Annotated in this window: 19 protein-coding genes and 3 pseudogenes; 5 read left to right on the top strand and 17 right to left on the bottom strand. The window is 57.1% G+C overall.

Translation table 11 applies throughout. The features are described 5' to 3' along the window. The 8 genes from B4968_RS07980 to B4968_RS07955 form a co-directional block, all read right to left on the bottom strand. The coding region (locus tag B4968_RS07980) for a BatD family protein (protein ID WP_139792645.1) at nt 1–814 on the bottom strand (814 nt) is incomplete at its 3' end. Beyond that, complete coding sequence (locus B4968_RS24210) at nt 811–1,317, bottom strand: hypothetical protein (RefSeq protein WP_241525632.1); 507 nt, start codon at nt 1,315–1,317, stop codon at nt 811–813. The genes B4968_RS07980 and B4968_RS24210, both read right to left, overlap by 4 nt. Beyond that, a complete protein-coding gene (locus B4968_RS07975; RefSeq protein ID WP_241525631.1) occupies nt 1,304–2,341 on the bottom strand; it encodes a vWA domain-containing protein in 1,038 nt (345 codons plus the stop codon). Before B4968_RS07975 ends, B4968_RS24210 begins: the two co-directional genes overlap by 14 nt. Next, nucleotides 2,334–3,344 carry a vWA domain-containing protein gene (locus tag B4968_RS07970; protein ID WP_083098074.1) on the bottom strand — a complete coding sequence of 337 codons (1,011 nt, stop codon included), beginning with the start codon at nt 3,342–3,344 and terminating at the stop codon, nt 2,334–2,336. The genes B4968_RS07975 and B4968_RS07970 overlap by 8 nt, the downstream gene beginning before the upstream one ends. Beyond that, nucleotides 3,344–3,841 (bottom strand): DUF4381 domain-containing protein, encoded by a 498-nt coding sequence (locus tag B4968_RS07965; protein WP_083098072.1) that lies wholly within the window; start codon nt 3,839–3,841, stop codon nt 3,344–3,346. The genes B4968_RS07970 and B4968_RS07965 overlap by 1 nt, the downstream gene beginning before the upstream one ends. Then, on the bottom strand, nt 3,838–4,314 hold the full coding sequence (locus B4968_RS24205; protein WP_241525630.1) for a DUF58 domain-containing protein: 477 nt from the start codon (nt 4,312–4,314) through the stop codon (nt 3,838–3,840). The genes B4968_RS07965 and B4968_RS24205 overlap by 4 nt, the downstream gene beginning before the upstream one ends. After that, nucleotides 4,302–4,766: a DUF58 domain-containing protein gene (locus B4968_RS24200; protein WP_241525629.1), complete on the bottom strand. Its 465-nt coding sequence runs from the start codon at nt 4,764–4,766 to the stop codon at nt 4,302–4,304. Before B4968_RS24200 ends, B4968_RS24205 begins: the two co-directional genes overlap by 13 nt. 9 nt (nt 4,767–4,775) lie before the next feature. Then, complete coding sequence (locus tag B4968_RS07955) at nt 4,776–5,771, bottom strand: AAA family ATPase (RefSeq protein ID WP_083098070.1); 996 nt, start codon at nt 5,769–5,771, stop codon at nt 4,776–4,778. Nucleotides 5,772–6,198: 427 nt separating this feature from the next. Here B4968_RS07955 and B4968_RS07950 point away from each other — a divergent pair, with 427 nt between their 5' ends. Together B4968_RS07950 and B4968_RS07945 are read left to right on the top strand one after the other, a co-directional pair. Next, nucleotides 6,199–6,573, top strand: coding sequence for a hypothetical protein (locus B4968_RS07950; RefSeq protein WP_083098068.1), 375 nt, complete (start codon nt 6,199–6,201; stop codon nt 6,571–6,573). Beyond that, nucleotides 6,570–6,767: a helix-turn-helix transcriptional regulator gene (locus tag B4968_RS07945; RefSeq protein ID WP_083098066.1), complete on the top strand. Its 198-nt coding sequence runs from the start codon at nt 6,570–6,572 to the stop codon at nt 6,765–6,767. The genes B4968_RS07950 and B4968_RS07945 overlap by 4 nt, the downstream gene beginning before the upstream one ends. 65 nt (nt 6,768–6,832) lie before the next feature. Here B4968_RS07945 and B4968_RS07940 read toward each other — a convergent pair. The 5 genes and pseudogenes from B4968_RS07940 to B4968_RS26100 form a co-directional block, all read right to left on the bottom strand. Continuing rightward, nucleotides 6,833–7,629 (bottom strand): annotated as a pseudogene (locus tag B4968_RS07940) (ChaN family lipoprotein). Then, nucleotides 7,626–8,381, bottom strand: coding sequence for a ChuX/HutX family heme-like substrate-binding protein (locus tag B4968_RS07935; protein WP_083098064.1), 756 nt, complete (start codon nt 8,379–8,381; stop codon nt 7,626–7,628). Before B4968_RS07935 ends, B4968_RS07940 begins: the two are co-directional and overlap by 4 nt. A 45-nt stretch (nt 8,382–8,426) precedes the next feature. Next, complete coding sequence (locus tag B4968_RS07930; protein ID WP_083098062.1) at nt 8,427–10,100, bottom strand: ABC transporter ATP-binding protein/permease; 1,674 nt, start codon at nt 10,098–10,100, stop codon at nt 8,427–8,429. Then, complete coding sequence (locus B4968_RS07925; protein WP_420916493.1) at nt 10,100–11,734, bottom strand: TonB-dependent receptor; 1,635 nt, start codon at nt 11,732–11,734, stop codon at nt 10,100–10,102. Before B4968_RS07925 ends, B4968_RS07930 begins: the two co-directional genes overlap by 1 nt. 107 nt (nt 11,735–11,841) lie before the next feature. After that, nucleotides 11,842–12,186, bottom strand: coding sequence for a TonB-dependent receptor plug domain-containing protein (locus tag B4968_RS26100; protein ID WP_420916492.1), 345 nt, complete (start codon nt 12,184–12,186; stop codon nt 11,842–11,844). Between B4968_RS26100 and B4968_RS23750 the strand changes: the two genes are divergently transcribed. After that, nucleotides 12,091–12,300 (top strand): hypothetical protein, encoded by a 210-nt coding sequence (locus B4968_RS23750; protein ID WP_173907537.1) that lies wholly within the window; start codon nt 12,091–12,093, stop codon nt 12,298–12,300. The genes B4968_RS26100 and B4968_RS23750 overlap by 96 nt on opposite strands. A gap of 531 nt (nt 12,301–12,831) precedes the next feature. Here the strand turns inward: B4968_RS23750 and B4968_RS07915 are convergent. The 4 genes and pseudogenes from B4968_RS07915 to B4968_RS24190 form a co-directional block, all read right to left on the bottom strand. Next, entirely contained in the window at nt 12,832–13,068 is a 237-nt protein-coding gene (locus B4968_RS07915) for a thioredoxin family protein (protein ID WP_083098057.1), read from the bottom strand. A 14-nt stretch (nt 13,069–13,082) separates the two neighbouring features. Continuing rightward, nucleotides 13,083–13,814, bottom strand: a complete 732-nt coding sequence (locus B4968_RS07910) for a permease (RefSeq protein WP_241525628.1) — start codon at nt 13,812–13,814, stop codon at nt 13,083–13,085. Further along, a complete protein-coding gene (locus tag B4968_RS24195; protein WP_241525627.1) occupies nt 13,730–14,092 on the bottom strand; it encodes a hypothetical protein in 363 nt (120 codons plus the stop codon). Before B4968_RS24195 ends, B4968_RS07910 begins: the two co-directional genes overlap by 85 nt. Nucleotides 14,093–14,332: 240 nt before the next feature. Further along, nucleotides 14,333–14,536, bottom strand: a pseudogene (locus B4968_RS24190) (integrase core domain-containing protein); the annotation flags it as partial. Nucleotides 14,537–14,928: 392 nt separating this feature from the next. Here B4968_RS24190 and B4968_RS07900 point away from each other — a divergent pair. Beyond that, on the top strand, nt 14,929–18,135 hold the full coding sequence (locus B4968_RS07900; protein WP_277620930.1) for a PAS domain S-box protein: 3,207 nt from the start codon (nt 14,929–14,931) through the stop codon (nt 18,133–18,135). Between the two features lie 293 nt (nt 18,136–18,428). Next, nucleotides 18,429–18,575: pseudogene (locus tag B4968_RS25650) on the top strand (transposase); the annotation flags it as partial. Nucleotides 18,576–19,001: the final 426 nt, after the last annotated feature.

Below are 19,001 nucleotides of genomic sequence, written 5' to 3'. Positions count from 1 at the left end.
CGGCTCTACCGCCGCTCTGCGCGATATAGCTCACTTGTTCGATGCGCGTGCCCGACATCACCCCACGCTCCATGTGTTCTGTGACTTGAGCGTCCTCCGGATAGGTCAGAAAATCAGCCAATGCCGTCGCATCCTCACCCGCCGGATCTGTCGTCGATGCCTGCGGTGCCGCTGCCTGCAGCAATGGGGGCACAAAGAGCGCGCTGGCACCGTTTACGGAAACCTCCAGCCGCCGCACCACCGCATCGCCCACAGCAAGCTCCCCCTGCTGCAGCTGCCAGCTTTGCTCTATCTCCAGGCCCCGCGCCAGGATCAAAGGGTCCAGGGTCCGCGCGCCAGCTGGCACAGCTGCCACGATCCGTGTCGGCGGCACCTCGATCTCAAGCGACAGATCTTTGTTGGATTCCGGGTCTTTATAGACAATCGACAAAAGCTGCGGCGGGATATCCGTCTGTCCTGCCTGCATCGGATAGATACGATAGGTCCGCTGCACACCCGCCCAGGTCTCCCCCTTGATCCGCCTGCTGATCGGTGATGTCGACCGCTCTGGTAAGCGCACGATCAGGCCGGGCATCTCGAATGTCGGAAAAACCGGCGCCCTGGGCATGAATGTCGGCACCAGAACCTCAACCCGCAGGATAAAGGGCTGGCCAACGACGACCTCGTCCTGCTCGGCGGACACCGAAATCTGCGGATCCTGCGCGTAAGCTGCGCCGGCCATCAGGCCTAACATCAGGCCCAACATCAGACCAGACATCAAGCCGGACATCAGACGGAGCACGAGGCCGGTCGGCACCGCACGTAGGCGCATCATTCAGCCCCCCTTACGGCTTCCAGCAAAAACCGTGTCGCCAGAAAATCGCCCACCTGGGTGTCAACGGCCCGCGTCCAGTCTTGCGTGCTCAATCCGGCAGCCAATCCATCCGCCTCTGCGCGATCCAGCAGCATCTCGTCGCCCTGGCCGCTTTCATTGTCAAAAACGATATCATCCGCGCCGATACCGCCTTCCTCGCCGGTGTCCGACGCCAGCTGCGCGCTCTCGACATAGTCAACAATGGCTTGGGCCACCTTGAGATTGGCCTGCGCGGCCGCCTGCGTCGGGTCGCGCATAAGCGCCTTCTCAAAGGCACGCACCCCGTCCCGATACTGGCGATGGCGCAACAGCGCGACCCCTTCGCCATTGGCCGCCGCCGCAGTCTCGATAAAGCCGTAGGTTTCAGCCGCCTCCGCGTAGCGCCCGGCGCGCAACAGCGCATAGGCGCGCCATGCAGGATCATGGAACAGGTCAGCCGCCGCCGTGAAATCACGGTTGTTCATGGCCAATCTGGCCCTGCTGATCAGGCGTCAGAAACCAGTCCCGCCAGCCCAGCCAACCCTCGGCCTGTGCCGGTTTTGCAGCTGGCACACAAAGCAGGAAGACAAGCACCCACTGCAGTGTCCACCCCCGACGGAACCATGGCAGAAACAGCAAAATCGCCGGCCGGGCCAACAGCCAGCCCCTGTCGTCCCACTGTTGAGTGGTATCTGCCAGCAATGCCTCACGATAGGCCGACAGCACCCGCCGCTCGATCTGGTCAAGATCGCTGTCATCCGGCGTGACCTGAACGAAACTTGCGTTTTGAATGTCTCTGATCTGACGAAGTGTCCCCGCCTGCCCGCCCAGCACGAAAAAAATCACCGGCGGCCGATCTGATGCGGCCTGTGTGAACGCGCGCAGATTGGAGGGATTAAAGTCATCCAGCACAAAAAGGATCGCGCCGGGCGTCTGCGAGCGGGCAAGCTCCATCTGCGCCAGCGCCAGCGCCTGGTCGGCACGGTCTCCTTCTTTTGGCATGATAGCAGGCGCCAGCCCCGACAGGTAAGAGCGCAGGATATTGGGGTCTTCGGTCAGCGGTGTCACCCGATGCGCCGAGCCTGCATAGGCGATAAGCGCCGTCTGAGCCCCGGTGCGGCGCTCGATCAGATCCAGTATCTTGAAAGAGGCGCGCTTATGTCGCGACGGCTGGACATCGGTGTTTTCCATCGAGGGTGGGACCTTGAGCACCACGGCCAAGGGGGCAGTTTGCGCCAGCAAGGGATTGGCAAGGCGGCTCCATGTCGGGCCAGCCGCAGCCAGTACCAACAACACCAGCGCCAGCGCCAGCCCGTCGATGGGATATATCCGCCGCCCCTCCTCAAAACCCACGGTCAGCGCCCGGGCAAGATGCGGCGCCACACCCTGTGTGACCTTGCCCTCAATCCTGCGTCGGGGCCGCAGCTGCCACCACAGGGCCACAACGGGCACAAGTGCAAGCAACCAATAGGGGCGCAGGAAATGGAACACTGCAAAGACGTCAGCCATGGTCCGCCCTCTGCCCAGTCCTCTGTCCAGTCCTCATTCCTGTCGACACCATCAGCCCCGCCAACAGCGCGATGCCCAGACTGGCCGCAGCTGCAAACAGATAGGAGCCGATACTCTCTTTGGGCTGAACCGTGACGGTTTCGACCTCACGCGGGTTCAGCCGGTCAATCTCGGCGTAGATTTCGCGCAGCCCCTCCGTGTCTTCGGCGACAAAAAAATTACCGTCTGCCCGTGTGGCGATGGCCTCAAGCGCGTCAAGATCCACCCGGTTGTGGCCGCTGGCCTGCGGGTTCCCCACACCGATGGTATAAATCTTCACTCCGGCGCTGGCGGCAATCTCGGTCGCATTCAGCGGACTCATCAGGCTGTTGGTATCCGCGCCATCACTGAGCAAAACCAGCAATTTCTGTTCTATATCAGACGCCTCAAAGGTTCGGAGCGCCAGTCCAATCGCATCGCCAATCGCTGTATGCGGCCCGGCCATGCCGACTTCGGTCTGCGCCATCAGTGCGGCGACCCCCTGCAAGTCTTCGGTAAAGGGCGTCTGCAGATAGGCGTTGGAGCCAAACACAATCAGAGCAATCCGGTCGCCTTCGCGCTCTGCGGTAAAATCATTGATCACCGCTTTTACCGCAGCGAGCCGCTGCACTGGCTTACCGTCCTCATCCTGCAAATCGCGCGCATCCATAGAGCCCGAGATATCCACCGCCAGCACCAGATCGCGTGCTGCCTTATCGATCATCAGGGGGTCACCCAGTATTTCAGGGCGTGCCAGTCCGGTCACGGCCAGACACCAGCACAGGATCGCGACCGCCATCTGCCACCTGCCCCGGCGGCGCACGATAGCCCCTTGCGACGGCGTCTGCCCGGCGGCGGCGGCGATGCTGTGGAAAAACGGCACACGCAGGGCCTGCGCCTGCTCGCGGTGCGGCGGCGCAAACCACCAGACCAATAAGGGAGCCGGAAGCAGCAGAAAAACAAAAGGCGCGGCAAATGACAGCATCACGCACCCGCCCCCGGCACCCCATGTACCCCAGGCACACGGTGGGTTCTGATCCATGCAGCCGCCATGTCCGGCAGATCTTTATGGGGCGCCTGAGGCCTGTAGGGCGCCTGTTTCAGAACCTCTCCTGCCGCAGTGCCGCCAAACTGAACCCTGTGCGTCGCGCAATCAAGAAAGGCCAGCCAGTCAGAGCCATGCAAGCCAGCAACCGCGTCCCGCGGAAACCCGGACAATGCCGCTCGGCGCAGGATGATGGCAATCGCCACCGGGTCGTCGCCTGCGAGGCGCAGCTCTGCCAGTGCGGCGCGGCGATACCGCGTGGCCCGCCGCCAGGCGACCAGCTTCCCGACGGCAAGGGCAAGCAGAGCAACAAGACCAAGCACCAGCCAGACCCACCCCACGGTCTGCGGCCACATGGCCACGGGCCCAGGTGGCGCTGGCATCAGCAGCTGGTCGTATAGCTCCACCAGGCTGAGGCCCGCCAGATCATCGCTCATCGGCTTGCCCCGCCCAGCAGGTGCAATAGCTGTGGCAGCGTGTCTTTGGCTGCGCTCAGCGGCACGACCGGCACGCCATATCGCTGGGAAAATGAAAACAGTGATGCAAGACGCCCCGAGGTGAAATCAGCCAGCCTGCGCTTCACCGTTTCAAAGCCCCCGTTGATTTGCGCCTGCAGCACCCCGTCAGAAACCACGATATCCAGGTCAGGCGGCAGCTGTTGCGACATGGGGTCAAGCACGCTGAACAGGATCAACTCATTGTGCTGGGTGATGCTGCGAAGATACTTTTCGGTGGCGTCATCCCAACCGTCAAAATCGCTGAAGACAATCACCAGCGCGCCCGACTTTACGATCCGCGCTGCGGCCGCCAGGGGCGTGCTCAGAGGCATCGGTGCGACCACCGGCGCATTGGCATTGAGCTGGCAGTTTGCCTGGCTCAGAACGCTGAGAAAGCGGTTCAGTGACCGCATGGAGGACTGAGGGCGCACCTCGTGCAGATCCGTGTCGTAAAGACAATCCCCCCCACACGGTCCCCCGTGTCACGGATGCGAAAGGCGGCAACCGCCGCCGCCTCTGCCGCTGTGACCGACTTCATATTATGAACGCTACCAAAGAACATTGACATGCGCTGATCAACGACCAAGAGCACCTGACGATCGCGTTCCTCGGTGTAGACACGCACATAGGGAGCCCCGGTGCGGGCCGTGACTTTCCAGTCGATCATGCGCACATCATCGCCACTGGAATAGTGGCGCAGCTCTTCAAAATTCATGCCCCGGCCCTTGATCTTTGAGGCATGCTGTCCGTTGAGAATACTGTGCGAGGGCTGGCGCGGTCGAAAGGAGATCGACTGCGCGCGCCCTTTCAGCGCGCGCAGATGCGCAAGATCGACGTGGATGCGAGGGTCAGGGTCGCCGAGCATTCTGTGTCCTTAGGGCAGAGCCACCTTAGCGAGCAGCATATCCGTGACATCGTCGGGCGAAACACCCTCTCCCTGCGCCTCATAGGACAGGGTCAGCCGGTGCCGCAGCACATCATGCGCCACCGCGCGCACATCCTGTGGGTCGACGTAGTCGCGCCCCGAAAGCCAGGCATGCGCGCGGCCGCATTTGTCAAAAGCCAGAGAGGCGCGCGGGCTGCCGCCGATCTCAATCCAGCGCGCCAGATCGTCAGACAGCGCAGCCGGGGTCCGCGTGCCACAAACCAGATCAGCCATATACCGCTCCATAGCCTCTGACACATGCACATCAGCAATCTCGCTGCGGGCCTGAAACACGGCTTCTTGCGGAATGGCAGGCGGCTTTTGCTTCTTGGCGGTTTTGATCCCGGCATCTGCCTTTTGCTTGGCAGTTTCCTCATCGCGCACCAGCCGGATCACCTGCACCTCTTCGCCGACAGAGGGGTAGTCAACCCGGACATGCATCAAAAAGCGGTCCATCTGCGCTTCGGGCAACGGGTAGGTGCCATCTTGCTCGATCGGGTTCTGTGTCGCCATGACGATAAACAGCGGCGGCAGCGCGTGGGTGGTGCCCGCAACGGTCACCTGCCGCTCCTCCATCGCTTCCAGCAGGGCGGCCTGCACCTTTGCCGGGGCGCGGTTGATTTCGTCTGCCAGCACGATATTGGCAAAAATCGGCCCCGGATCAAACTTGAACTCGGCGCCATCTGACGACTGATGGTAGACCTCGGTCCCGGTCACATCGGACGGAAGCAGGTCTGGTGTGAACTGAATGCGACTGAACGCGGCGTCAATGTTTTTGGCCATCGCCTTGACGGCACGCGTCTTGGCAAGTCCCGGCAAGCCTTCGATCAGCAGATTGCCGTTGGCCAAAAGGCCTATGATCAACCGGTCAACGACGTCCAGCTGGCCAATAATCGACTGCCCCATCCGGGTCCTCAAGTCTTTGATTTGCTCAAGTGCGCTCACGTCTGTGTCCATTCACGTTACAAATTGACAGTACTAATCTGGCGGAACCCCAGATTGATCCGGTGCCCCCTCACAACGCATACCAAATTCATCCTGTGTGTCATTGCTGACCTGTGAAGAGAGCGCCGCTTCATCTCTCACAGCAGGCTATGCCCGAAACATAATTTGAACCTTCAGCGATAGTCGTCGCGAAAAATCTGCGTTTTAAGCCCTCATCCGGTCACCCGGTTTGAAACCCGTTTTGGTGAGGAAATACAGCCCGGTGATTGAAGTCAAGCAATTGCCGGAAAAAGTGGCGACCCCGGCGCCTATATTAAAAGGCGCCGCAAAGCAGTTTGCCACTGCCGCCCTCGCCTTATGTAAAGTCTACTTGACAACTCCTGCCCTGGAAAGAATAAGTAAAGCAGACTTTACATAGGGGTCCGCCATGAAACGCACCCTGTTTTTCGCAATGATAGCTGGATTAACGGTCTATGCGGCCACATTGGTCGCGTCCAACATACTGCTCAGCAATGGCATCGAAAATTCTGCTGTTCGCATCATGCTTTCGCTCGCCCCCATAGTGCCTGTAATTTTCATTTGCGGCGTGATCGTTAGATCCATTGGCCAACTGGACGAGTTGCAACGCAAACTGCAGTTCGAGGCCTTGGTGTTGTCCTTTGCAGGAACGGCCTTGATTACCTTTAGCTACGGTTTCTTTGAGGGTCTGGGATTTCCCAAGCTTTCAATGTTTGTGGTGTGGCCGATCATGGCAACACTTTGGGTTGTTGGCGTTGTGCTGGGCCGCGTGCGCTACGGATGAACAATCGCATCCAAGAACTGCGCAAAAATCGCAATTGGTCGCCGGCCAGTCTGGCGGAAAAACTCGACGTCTCCCGACAGACCGTCAACGCCCTAGAGCGCGGCCGATATGATCCAAGCTTGCCTTTGGCATTCAGCATCGCGCGCCTTTTCGACCTGACTATTGAGGAGGTTTTCCAACCGGATCAGGACTAATATCAGGGCCTCTTCGCCCCAGAGCTGACAGCATAGCGCCAATTGCTGACATCACGAAACTGGGATCAGGCATCTGGCATCAGGCAGATTGCATCCGCCTGCCCCTCTCGATGGGGGGCGCCCTCGGGCTGCGGAAGCAGGATCATCCTGTTCCTCAGCCCCAGGTCATCCAGCTGTGCTGGGGTGCCGCCACCAAATTCAAGGTGGCCACGCCCGATGATCCCAACCACAAGCGGGCTGTCAGACTGGGCAGCCCGATCAGCAATCCGGCAGGCAAAGGCCCGGTCCCAAACCTGCTGCGCCCGCGTGAAGCGGTCGAATTCAGGATCCATGGCAGACTGTGCCGCACGGCCCTCGCGCTGGCCACCGGTGATCTCAAAGAGATACTGCCGGTATTGCGCGCTGGCGGGTTTGGCGGGACTCAGACCTTCGCGGGCCTCATCCGGAATACTGTCCCAGCCGTCTTTGCCAACCTCGCTTACCAGACCACCGCGACAGTTCAGTCCAATCATCTCAATCCCAAATCCCGCGCAAACCGAAAGATTGGCATGTACAGATCGGCCGCAAAGCCCCAGACCCTGCCCCATTCGGCTTTGTCGAGAAATTCCTCTTCGCTGAGCGTGCCCGCCACCCATTCAGCCAGAACGGAGTTGAGACGCGCCGGGAACATTTCAAAGCCAATCACCAGATCGCGTCTATGCGCCAAAAGCCCGGCACAAACATGCATCTGCCAGCGGTGGTTTTCGGCCTTGTCGTGGCTCTCGCCCAATAACACAGCCTGCTGTTTCGCGGCGCGCGCCAGAATATCCGCGTAGCTGACAGGCTCTGCTGTGCCGGGAATAAACCAGGTTCCTGCACTCATAGCTCTTTGATCTCCAATCCGATGGGACAGCCGTTCTGGCCGATGGCCTGGTGGACGCCATTTTCGCTCTGCCAGTATGCTACGTGCCCGGCCTTGAGATGCAAATGAAAGGGCTTGGTTATGATGTTCACAAACCCGCCCATTGGCATGATTTTGTCAATCTGACCTTGCCAGACCGGCGTGATGTCATGGTTGGTAACGCGGACCTCAATTGTCGCGCCGCTGTCCTGAAACCGGGCCAGCAGCGCCAGTCCTGCGTCATCCTCGGCGACCTCTGCGCTGGCCCCTTGACTGGCCCCTTCACTGGCCCCTTCACTGGCCCCTTCAGATTTCACCACGGGTTTCATCGCGACTTCGCTGCGCTCAAACCCCATCAGCGCGGGCAAAAAGGCCGCGCCGCCCTCCAGTCCGGTCACCGAGAAAAGATAGCTGTCATACGCGTCATGAAATTCCAGCCGGGGGTAGAGTTTGCCCCGCATTTCAACGCTGATGTCGAGGTATGTCTTGGCAAAACGATGCCGCGGGATATGGGTGATCTCGGCATCCCCTGAGATGGTAATCTGATCCGCCCCAACCCTGACATCCGTTATGATGCCCAGCCGTTCATGCAGCAGATCCTCCTGGCGAATGGCCAGCATAATCCGGTCCAGTTGCGGCAGTTTTTGCAGCACCTCCACAGGGTCCGCATTGGCAAGCAGCCAGCGGCCTTTCAGCGTTTGTGCGGGCGTTTCCGTGTCTGTCTGGGTGGTCATTTTGATATCCTCTCCCCTTCGTGAACATCCCCAATTTGCCAGGTGTCAAACGGCGCAAGCGCGTGGGGGCTCAGTATGAGAGACACAGACCAGCGTTGCAGCGGGCAATGCCTCGCGGATCAGTGTCAGCATTTCGGTTTCGCTCGCAGCATCCAGAGCGCTGGTGGCCTCGTCCAGAATGATCCAGTCGGGGCGGTTCAACAGCACACGGGCAATGGCGAGGCGCTGCCTCTCGCCCATCGACAACCCCTCAAGAGCGGCGGGGCCGGTGACGTCCAGCATCGCCAACCGGTGTTGCAAGCCAACACGCGCCAGCACCGCGCGAATTTCATCCGCACCCACCTCTGAGGGGTCCATCGGGTAACAGGCTGCAGCACTTAGACTTTCTGGGATCAGATAGGGCTTTTGCGGCAGAAAAAGAAACTTTGCCTCGGGTTTTAAAACCTCTCCCTGACCATAGCACCAAAGACCTGAAATCGCCGCCAATAGCGTGGTTTTCCCACTGCCTGAGGGGCCGGTGATCCAGACGGTTTTTCCGGGCTTAATGGTGAAATCCGGAACCCTTGCCAGATCCCGCGCTTGCGGCGTGCTGGGGGTCAGGCCGTGAATATGCAGCGCCTTATCAGGAGACAGCCCCTGCCGGATATCACGCCTTGCCCCGGGCATCGGCGCAGGCGCGCGGGTGTTTGCCATCAGCTCATCCAGGCGTTCAGCCACGGCTGCGATCTCGGCCAGGGTTTTGTATTTGAAAATAAACCAGCTGAGGGTCTGCGTTACCCGGCCAAAGGCCCCGGCAAGCTGCATCATGCCCCCAAAGGTGACAAAGCCGGCAAAATAGGCGGGCAAGGAAAAGAACATCGGGATCCGCAAGGCCGTCTGAAAATAGGGGCGATGAAAAACATTCAGGATGGCTTCACGGCGGATCAGTTTGAACCAGTTTTGCCGGATCCCCTGAAACCGGCTGTCCAGCCTGCGGCGTTCGGCGGCTTCGCCACCGGACTGTGCAATCTCTGTCGCGTTGTCCCGCAGCTGTATCAGGGCATAGCGAAAATCCGCTTCGCGCTTTTCCTGATCGAAAAACAAAGGTTTAAGCTGGTGCCCCATCACATGGGTGATGGCCGTTGACAGCGCCACATAGAGCAGAGCCAGCCAGACCAGATAGTGCGACACCTCAATCGCTGCGCCAAAGAACGGCAGGGAAAGGGTAAAATCGGTGAGCCCCCAAAGCACAACAGTATAGCTGACGATGGAGACGCAGTTTCCAATGAAATCCAGCGAGAGCAGCAGCAGTTTGTCGACAAAGACGCGGCAATCTTCTGCGACACGTTGGTCTGGGTTGTCCACGGCCTTTGGCGACAGTCCCGGGCGCAGATGCCAGTAGGCCTGCGAACTGGTCCAGGCCGCTGTCACCTTATCTGTCAGGTTCGACCGCCAGGCCAGAAACAAGCGCTTGCGCAGGTAGTCCCCCACAATGAACAGCGCAACCTGCAGGCCGACAATGGCAAAGAACACCCCCAGCTCTGTCAGCGTCGCTGCAAGGTCCAGCGCCTGAACCGCATCATAAAACCGTTTGTACCAGGAAATCATCATCACGCTGGACCACACGCCAACAAAGCTCAGCCACAGTACAGTGGCGTAGATCACAAGCCCGCGCCAGGCTTGCGGCCCCTGGGCCACAAGCAGGCTCAGGCGATACAGCCGCCCAAACAAAACGCGCATCAGAAATCCAGGTTCAGGCTAACCTGGAAGCTTCTGCCCGCGCCGGTCATCAGCTCAATTGGGTTGCTGCGTGCCACAGCGTCCGACGGCGTGGTCGTGCGCCCGATGGCATCCGCGGTAAAGTTACGCTTGTCAAAGACGTTCTTGATCCCAAAGTTGAGCGTCGCCGGGCCTTTGACCCGCCACTTGCCATAGAGATCCAGGATCGCATAGCCGGAGGGTTTGAACCCATCCGCCGTCGCGGTCTCTTTGACGGAGCCTGCGATGGTGCCAACCGCCTCAACCGACAGGTCATATTTTTCGAAATCATGACCAAGCGTGAAGCTTGCAGTCAGCGGCGCCAGATTATGCGGGGTTTCAGACGCGCTTGCGGTGGCTTTTTGTTCGCCCTTTTGCCAGGAGGCCGAATACCCCAGCCAGGTGCTGCCGCTCAGATCCCATCCGCCGGACATTTCCACCCCCCAAATCGAGACCTCATTCAGATTGCGATAGGTGTATTTGCTGGTGCCGGGGATATTGTAGAAGCTTTCGATAAAGTCTGCGTAGTCCGATTTGAACAGGTTCACTGCGGTAAAGCCCCGCGATTGTTCGTAGCGCAGACCAACCTCGTAGCTTTTGACCGATTCAGGGCGCAGGTTTGGGGAAGGCACCAGATCAAAGAACGCCCCGTCCAGTGATTGGAACAATTGCTGGGCGGTCGGCATTTTGAACCCTTCGCCATATTTCGCCCAGACCGAGACGTTATCGTTGAAGCGGTATTGTGCGCCAAGACTGGCCAGCAATGCGCTGTCGTCGCGCAGCTGCGGCTCATCACCCGGCACCACCTGGTAGTCGCTGTTTGGCTTTGGCAGGATCTCGTAGGTAGCGTAGCGCAGGCCCGGTGTCAGCTCAAACTTGCCACCGCCAAAATCAATCCTGTCCTGAATATAGATATCGGCGCGGGTGGTCTTTGCGTCGGCAAAGTTAAAGCCCCCGGCGCGGGTCTCCGTAAAGCTGTCTTGTGTGATGTTGTTGACCTGTGAGATGCGCTCATAGGTGGATTCTGCAATATCACCGTCAAAGCCAAAGACGAGATAGTGCTGCAGGCCTCGGGTGGCGAATTCCTTGGTTGCCTGGATGTCGAGCTCAAAGAAGTCTTCGGAATAATTCAGAATATCCTTTGTTCTGACCGCATCCCCTGCCGCAGAGGTGGTATTTTTATAGCTGGTGCTTTCATAGCTGTGCGGCGTGTAGGCAAAGGTTGTTTTCAGCTCGTTGAGCCACCCCGAGGCCGGGGTCCAGCTATGTTCCAGACCATAGCGCTGGCGCGACAGGTCAAGATGGCGGTCGCGGCTATGGATGACTTCGCCGGTCGCAGCACCAGTAAAGCTGGAGACAACCGGGCCAAGATCCTGCTTTTGCTGCACATCTGTCTGACGTCCAAGATAGTCGGCTCTGAATTCCAGGCGATGATCCACTGTCGGAGCCCAGACCAGTTTGGCCAGCACACGGTCTGTGGTCGTATCGGTTGGGTCCAGCTCAGCGCAGGTGGTGGCCCCATAGCTGATATTGCGGGGGCAGCCGTAGATGCCGCCATCATCGCGGGCGTTGGATTTTTCAATCTCATGGCCCTGTTCCCGTTTATAGCCAAGCATAAAGGCAAGGTTTGGCGTGAACTGCTGCGCCACAAGAACTTCGCTCGAAAGCCGATCACTCAAACTGCCGTAGCTCAGACTTGCTCTCCCGCTACGCTCTTCGCCATTCAGCACATCTTCGGGGTCCAGTGTCTCAACCGCCAGCAATCCCCCCAGGGCGTCCGATCCCCACAACACAGAGGCCGGACCCCGTACGATCTCGGCCTGTTTGGTGAAGGAAAAATCAAAATAGTCGCGCGTCCCATCGGTGATCCGTTCGGCCACGCGCGAGCCATCAACCTGCAGGGGGCACGGTTGCCGCCAACCCCGCGAATGGTGACGCCACCAATGGTATTGAAGGGGTCCGTCGCCGAGGTTTGCCGCGCGATATCAACGCCTGGCTCATGGCGCAGCAGATCCTCAAGATCATTGACGCCACGCTGTATCAGCTGCTCTTCGTCGATGACGGTCACATTGGCTGGAATATCGAGGATTGTGCCGCCAGCACGGTCAGACGAGAGGGTAACCTCGCCAAGGTAGATTGGGCTGTCTTGTGCCACAGCCATCGTTCCCAAGCTGGTGCTTAGCAACAGGTTTACCAGGACGCTAAACGTCACATCTTTGCGGAATGCCATTTCATAATCCGTTTCGCATGAGGGAGTGGAACTGCGAGCTGTCGGATTCGATGGCTGACCAGCGAACTGATATAGCTATGGAAAATTGAAGTCAAATTTAACATGGCAAGGTAATTTTGTGATACTTTTACGATAGCCACGAGACCACCTGCCGCCCGGGTCCAGCGCCCGCCCTCCTGCGAAATACAAGATTATTTCAGGCTCCTGTGCATCGCGGGGAGATGGCCTGACGGCTGCAGCAATTGGGCAGACCCACGTCGTAACCACGCCGCCAACATCAACTACCCCAATTGTGGCGCCTGTTGCGCCACCAGTTGTGGCAACGGTGGGAAACAGTGCAGCTTGGGACGGCTCCACCCCATTTGTAGATTAGGACTGCGGGCCGCCCTGTAGCGTGCCAGGAGACAGCACCTTTTGTTCAGAGGCAGATCGCAGTCACAGCCCCCAGTCACTGGCGGTCCTGTCATTGGCGGCCCTGCTACATTAGGCAGCCTTGAGGAGAGCGCCAATTTCAGACGGTTTGAGAACACGTCCAGCCGAAACGACTTTGCCATCGATCACCAGACCGGGCGTCGACATGATCCCAAAGCCCGCGATGGCAACAATATCCGTGACCTTCTCAATTTTCACATCGACACCCGCCGCCTGTGCGGCCGTCTCGACGTTCTCAGCCAAAGCAAGGCATTTTTTGCAGCCGGAGCCCAATATCTTAATGATCATGCCGTTTCTCCTGTTCAGATAAATAGAGGGGCGGTCGCGTTGAAAATATAGCCGATCAGTATGATTCCAACAGTGACGATGCCAACAAAGATCACCAGCAGAGGCAGTTTCACCACCCGTTTGAGCATGATCATCGAGGGCAAAGACAAGGCGGTAACGGCCATCATAAAGGTGAGGGCTGTGCCCAGCCCAACGCCCTTTTGCACCAGGGCTTCGGCGATGGGCAAGGTGCCAAAGATGTCGGCATACATCGGAATGCCTGCAAGCGTTGCCACCAGGACCGACCACCATTTGTCCTGCCCCAGCAGGGATGAAATGAAGGCTTCCGGAATCCAGTTATGGATCGCCGCGCCAATGCCGACACCGATAAAAACATACAGCCAAACCCGGTGGATAATCTCAACGACTTGATCTGCGGCATATGCCAGCCTTGCGCGACGACTGATGACGCCACCATCGCCATGGTCACTCACCGGGCTTTGGTAGACAAATTCCTCTACCTGATTTTCCAGTTTCAAACGTCCGATCAGGGTGCCGCCCAAGACGGCCAGCACCAGCCCGATGACGACATAGGCCAAGGCGATGCTCCAGTTGAAGATACTTGCCAACAGGATCACCGAAGCCAGATCGACCAGTGGCGAAGAGATCAGAAATGAAAACGTCACCGCCAGCGGCAGGCCCGCACTGGTAAAGCCAATGAACAGCGGAATGGATGAGCAGGAACAAAACGGCGTAATGGTGCCCAACAGGGCTGCAAGAATATTCGCCCCCAACCCTGACGCTGCCCAAGAATACGGCGGGTGCGCTCGGGCGGAAAATAACTCTGCACATAGGAAATGCTGAAGATCAAAACCGAGAGCAGAATGAATATCTTGATAACGTCATAGATGAAAAAATGAACGCTGCCGCCAATCTGGCTTGTTGGATCCAGACCAAACCCATCTCGCACCAAGAGAGCAACCAGATCCGACAACCACTGCATACGCAACAATTGATCGTTCAGCGAGACAAAGACATCACCCATGCGACAAACTCCGTAAAAGAACACCGGCAATGTTCAGTTGTCTTCGCCGAAGCTAATTTATGCTTTGTAGTGTCGTACTGATCTCGATCAAATTAGTCCACTTATGTCACCAGCATCGCTGTTGCCGCAGCCTCAACCGCGCGGCACAGCTGAGCTACTCCCTATTTGCTGGACCGTTTGTGGCGTCGTTTACGCTACTCTTTGCCCCTGCAGATCGGGCTCGGTTGTTTCAGTTCTCTGCTAAGAGACCACGTCAGGTGGCCTGCCGCCAATCGCAGAATACGGGCGTTTTGGTTGTAGAACTCGATCCATTTTCTGACGCCAGCCTGCGCTTGTGATCCGGTTTCCCAGACCTGCAGGCAGACGCATTCATATTTCAGGGACCGCCACAGCCGTTCGACGAAGATACTCGTCCAAGAAACGGCCCTTGCCGTCCATAGAGATCCCCACGGCTGAGCGCCGTAATCTGTCTGTCCAAACAAACGACGAAATAGCAATTCAGTTGTACGTCGCTAAGGGATCCATTCTTATGGTGTGATGCATAAACACACTGATCGCCGCAAATTCCCAATCTCAAAAGTCCCATAGGCGCTGGCTGGATTTCTGCCCTTTTTACGTGCGGAAACCTCTTTTCCCCGCCATTCTGGAAGCTCAGGCGAAAATGTTCTAGGTTTCTATAAGGCCAATATCATTGCGAAAACCATAGGACTTGCATTCAGTGAGTAAAATTCTACTTCGACAAGACCTTCTGATCGCAGCATTGCTGGGAATCGCAGCCTATTACAGCAGTTTATTCGGAACCGAACGGGTTGGACTAACCAACGATATAGCGGTTGGTGTGGTTGGCCAACGGTATGTTGCTGGCAGCGTTGCTCTGGCTGCCCGCAAAACGATGGTTGCCGTATCTTGGTATTTTCTACCTGTCCCAGGTTGGTGCAAATCTGGCATTGGAAAAGACTTTTGGGTTCGCCGTCACATACCCCTTCGGGGACTTAATTGGGACATTAACAGGGGCGGTCTTGTTTCGACGCTTTGGCGCGGCTCCTGCACGCCTGGATACGATGAAAGAAATTGCTGTTCTGATCGTTGTGGCGGCTGTCATCGGGCAAACCATCGGCGGATTTTTTGGCGCGAGCCTTACTCATTTCGCTTTTGAAGGTGAGTTCTTTACCACTTGGATGACCCGGGCGGCTTCTGGCGCGGTTGGCGTTGCCGTCATTGTCCCAGCGGTTCTGACGCTGCCGCGCATTTTGGGCTATCGACATCTATCGCCGCTCCGCCTGGCCGAGCTTGGGCTGGTCACACTCGCGGCGGCTGTACTGGCGTATGCTTTGCTTGTGTATAATGTCGAGCGTGAAAATACCGTTTCATTATTGTACCTGCTCAGCCCCATTCTGCTATATGCCGCATTACGCTTTCAGGTCCCTGGGGCCGCCGTCGTTAATCTGATAACAATGGCGGTCATCATTTTGTCAGGTCTTGACCGGTGGGCAGGCTCTGTAATCGACGACCGGTTCGGGGCTCTTGTCTCGGTCCATATTTCGCAGGCTTCCCTGCTTGTGTTGTTTTTGCCGGGGCTATTTATCGCGGCTTTGATCCAGCAACTCGACAAGTCTAACGCCTCGCTCACACTGGCCAGTGAGAGATTTCTGGACTTTGCAGAGGCCGCATCAGATTGGCAGTGGGAGATGGATGCCGATTTGAACTACACCAAGTTTTCAGATCGTTTCGAAGAGATAAGTGGCTATACGGTCGCCGACTTGTCTGGAAGTAGTCGCAAGAATATTTCGCTGGAACCCGAGAGCGAGAACTTCAAGGCGCACGAGCGTGACCTGAAAGAACGCCGCCCGTTTCGCAGCTTTCACCACTGGTACAGATTGCCATCAGGGCAGCCACGGCTTGGCGAAATGAGTGGCAAGCCTGTCTTTGATGAACAGGGAAATTTTACCGGCTACCGGGGAACAGGTTCCGATATCACAGATCGGTTTGAGGCTGAAAAACGCTTCCACGCCATTTTTGAAACAGCAAATATCGCGATGTTGATCCTGGAGACCGATGGCGCCGTCAAAGCGGTCAATGACAGGCTGTGCCAGCTTTTGGGCTATGACCAGCAAGAGCTGCTCGCGATGAACATACGCGATTTCACCCACCCGGGTGACATTGAAGATTCTGAAACCAATCTTGAAAACCTGGGGTCTGGCAAGGTTCAGCTTCTTGAAGTCGAGAAGCGGTATATTACCAAGTCTGGTGATCTGATCTATGGGCAAGCCAGCGTTGCTGCTGTGCCCGGCCCAACGCCGATCTCGCCGCTTCATTTTATTTCCGCCATTCACGATGTCACACTGCAAAAGGCGCAAGCGGTCCAAATCGCAGAGAGTGAGGCGCGATATCGCCGGGCGGCGCATCTTGCTCGCACCGGACATTGGATTTGGGACAATCTGCTTGATTGTTACGAATATTGCTCACCTGAAATGGCCGAGTTTTTTGGCAGTTCAGTCGAGGATTTCTTGCGTGTTTCAAATAGCCTAGATGCCTCAATGGATTGGATACATCCCGATGACAGGGAGGAATTTGCAGGCGCGCTTGCGGACATGAAAGGAAAAACCACAGGGTTCAATATAGTTGCCCGTGTGGTACTCGATGAGAAGACGACCCGACACTTTCGTTTCCTGACCGAAGGCGTTTACGACGACACCGGACGCCTGCTACGGACGCATGGTGTTTTGATGGATATCAGTGAATCTCAAGCGACCGAGGATGCGCTGCGCCAATCGCAAAAGCTTGAAGCGATTGGTCAGTTGACCGGCGGCGTGGCGCATGATTTCAACAATCTTCTTGCCATCATTCTCGGAAGTCTTGAATTGATGTCTGATGCAGACTCTGTCGAAAGCGCCACCGCGTTGCTTAAGCCAGCCATTGAAGCGGTTACTCGCGGGTCCGACCTTACCAAGAACATGCTGAGTTTCGCACGCCGCGCCCGGCTTGAACCAAAAGTCACCAATCTGAACGATGTTGTCCGCAACACCAAGAACTGGAGCTCAAGAGCACTGCCTGCAACGGTAGAGGTCGAAACCTCTCTCTTGGCCGGGCTTTGGAAGGTCAAATGCGACCTAAGCTCTACCGAAAATGCGATACTCAATCTTATCCTGAACGCCCGTGACGCAATGACCGATGGCGGCAGGCTCACGATCGAAACGGCGAACCTTAGGATTGACGAAGAATACGTTGAATCCCGGCACGAAGATATTGAGCCGGGCCGGTATGTCATGCTGGCGATTTCGGACACCGGCGAGGGGATCCCGCCGCAAAATATTCACAGTGTATTCGAGCCGTTTTTCAGCACAAAAGGCCCCGGTAAAGGCTCTGGATTGGGTCTCTCCATGGTTCAGGGATTTATGAAACAATCGGGCGGAAGCATTCGTGTTTATTCCGAAGTGGGAAAGGGCACGACTTTTAAGCTCTATTTTCCGGCGGTTTTTGACACGAAGGAGGACAAATCCGATGCGGCGGCAACAGCCCTTCCCCAGGTCACCAGCGGAACCCGCATTTTGGTTGTCGAGGATGAGCCGGTTTTGATGACTATCATTGTAACGATCCTGGAACGAAATGGATATCAGGTGATATCGGCAAACTCGGGCGACGCGGCACTTGCGCTGTTTGAACGCAGCGGCCCAATTGATCTGTTGCTCACCGACATTGTAATGCCGGGAAGATTGCAGGGCCCTAATCTGGCAAAGGAACTCCGCCTGATCCAAGCCATCACTTCCCGCGATATTCATGTCCGGTTTCGCGAACGAGGCGACCGTACACGGCAACGGGCTGCGTCCAGAGGACATCAGAGTCATGAAGCCCATCTCGCGTGCGACCCTGATCAAATCAATCGAAAAAGCACTCATAGCATCGCCGAAAAAATCGCCCCCGCCAACCTGATCTTTGCACTGCACTTGTTCCGCAACACGGCCCGGAGCATGAATGGCCGCAATCCGACAGCAACACGTCGGCATCGCGTCCGTCGGCCAATGACTGGATTGGGCCGTCTATGAAGGGACATTCCCCCAGGAAGGGCGTCGTTGAAAAGGACGCGATCTACGCAATGCGCCATCGGCATCCAGCAGGGATCTATTCCCCTGCCCGGTTGGTCGCAGTCAAGGTTTGTCAAAACGTCTAGAGGTCAGCTCCCAGCCCAAAGGTCGCGCGCTCACTGGTGCGACCTATGATCGAGTTGGATGACGTTCTTGCCCATGCGATCATACAATAACTTGATGCACGGACTGTCTTGTTCCGACACTATCTTGAGCTCGACCGACGCGTGAAACCTGCGGCATCTCAAGATGATGTTTGTATGCGCATGATGACCGTACCGGGTGTTGGCCCGATTGTAGCACTCACTTCCAAGGCCGCCGTCGATGATCCTGGCCGGTTCAGACGCTCGCGTACGAACGCTGCGCATTTTGGGCTCACTCAGAGGCGTTTCCAGTCGGGTGTGGGCGGGATACTTTTATCCGCCTCGACAGCGACGGCGGCACGAACCGGGCGACACCTGCGCCCGACTTTAGTAAGCTTTAAGGCACGGCATCATAGTTCTGCCATTGTTGACAAAATTCCGCCGCACTACTGCCACATCCTCCAACCGAGCAATGTGAGAGAAACTCAATAAATGTTTAAATTCAACCTACTGGGCGACACCTTTAATTTTGAGCTAAGATCCGCTTGTCACCTGGATTGCCTTATTGTTGCCACTTTGGACTCACGATCTAGTTGTAGCGTTCCAAGAGATATTCGTCATTCCAAGGAGGACCCTGAGCATGGCCGCAGTTATCCCGACCCCGGTATATTCCAATGGCGCTGAGCATACATATACAGGTTCACAGGAAGATATTCTAAACGCAGGCCATTCCGAAAGCCTTGC

This window comes from Pseudophaeobacter leonis (assembly GCF_002087335.1).
Classification (GTDB): Bacteria; Pseudomonadota; Alphaproteobacteria; order Rhodobacterales; family Rhodobacteraceae; genus Pseudophaeobacter; species Pseudophaeobacter leonis.
Note: the sequence above shows the minus strand (reverse complement) of the source record. Positions and strands in the feature narration are given on the sequence as shown.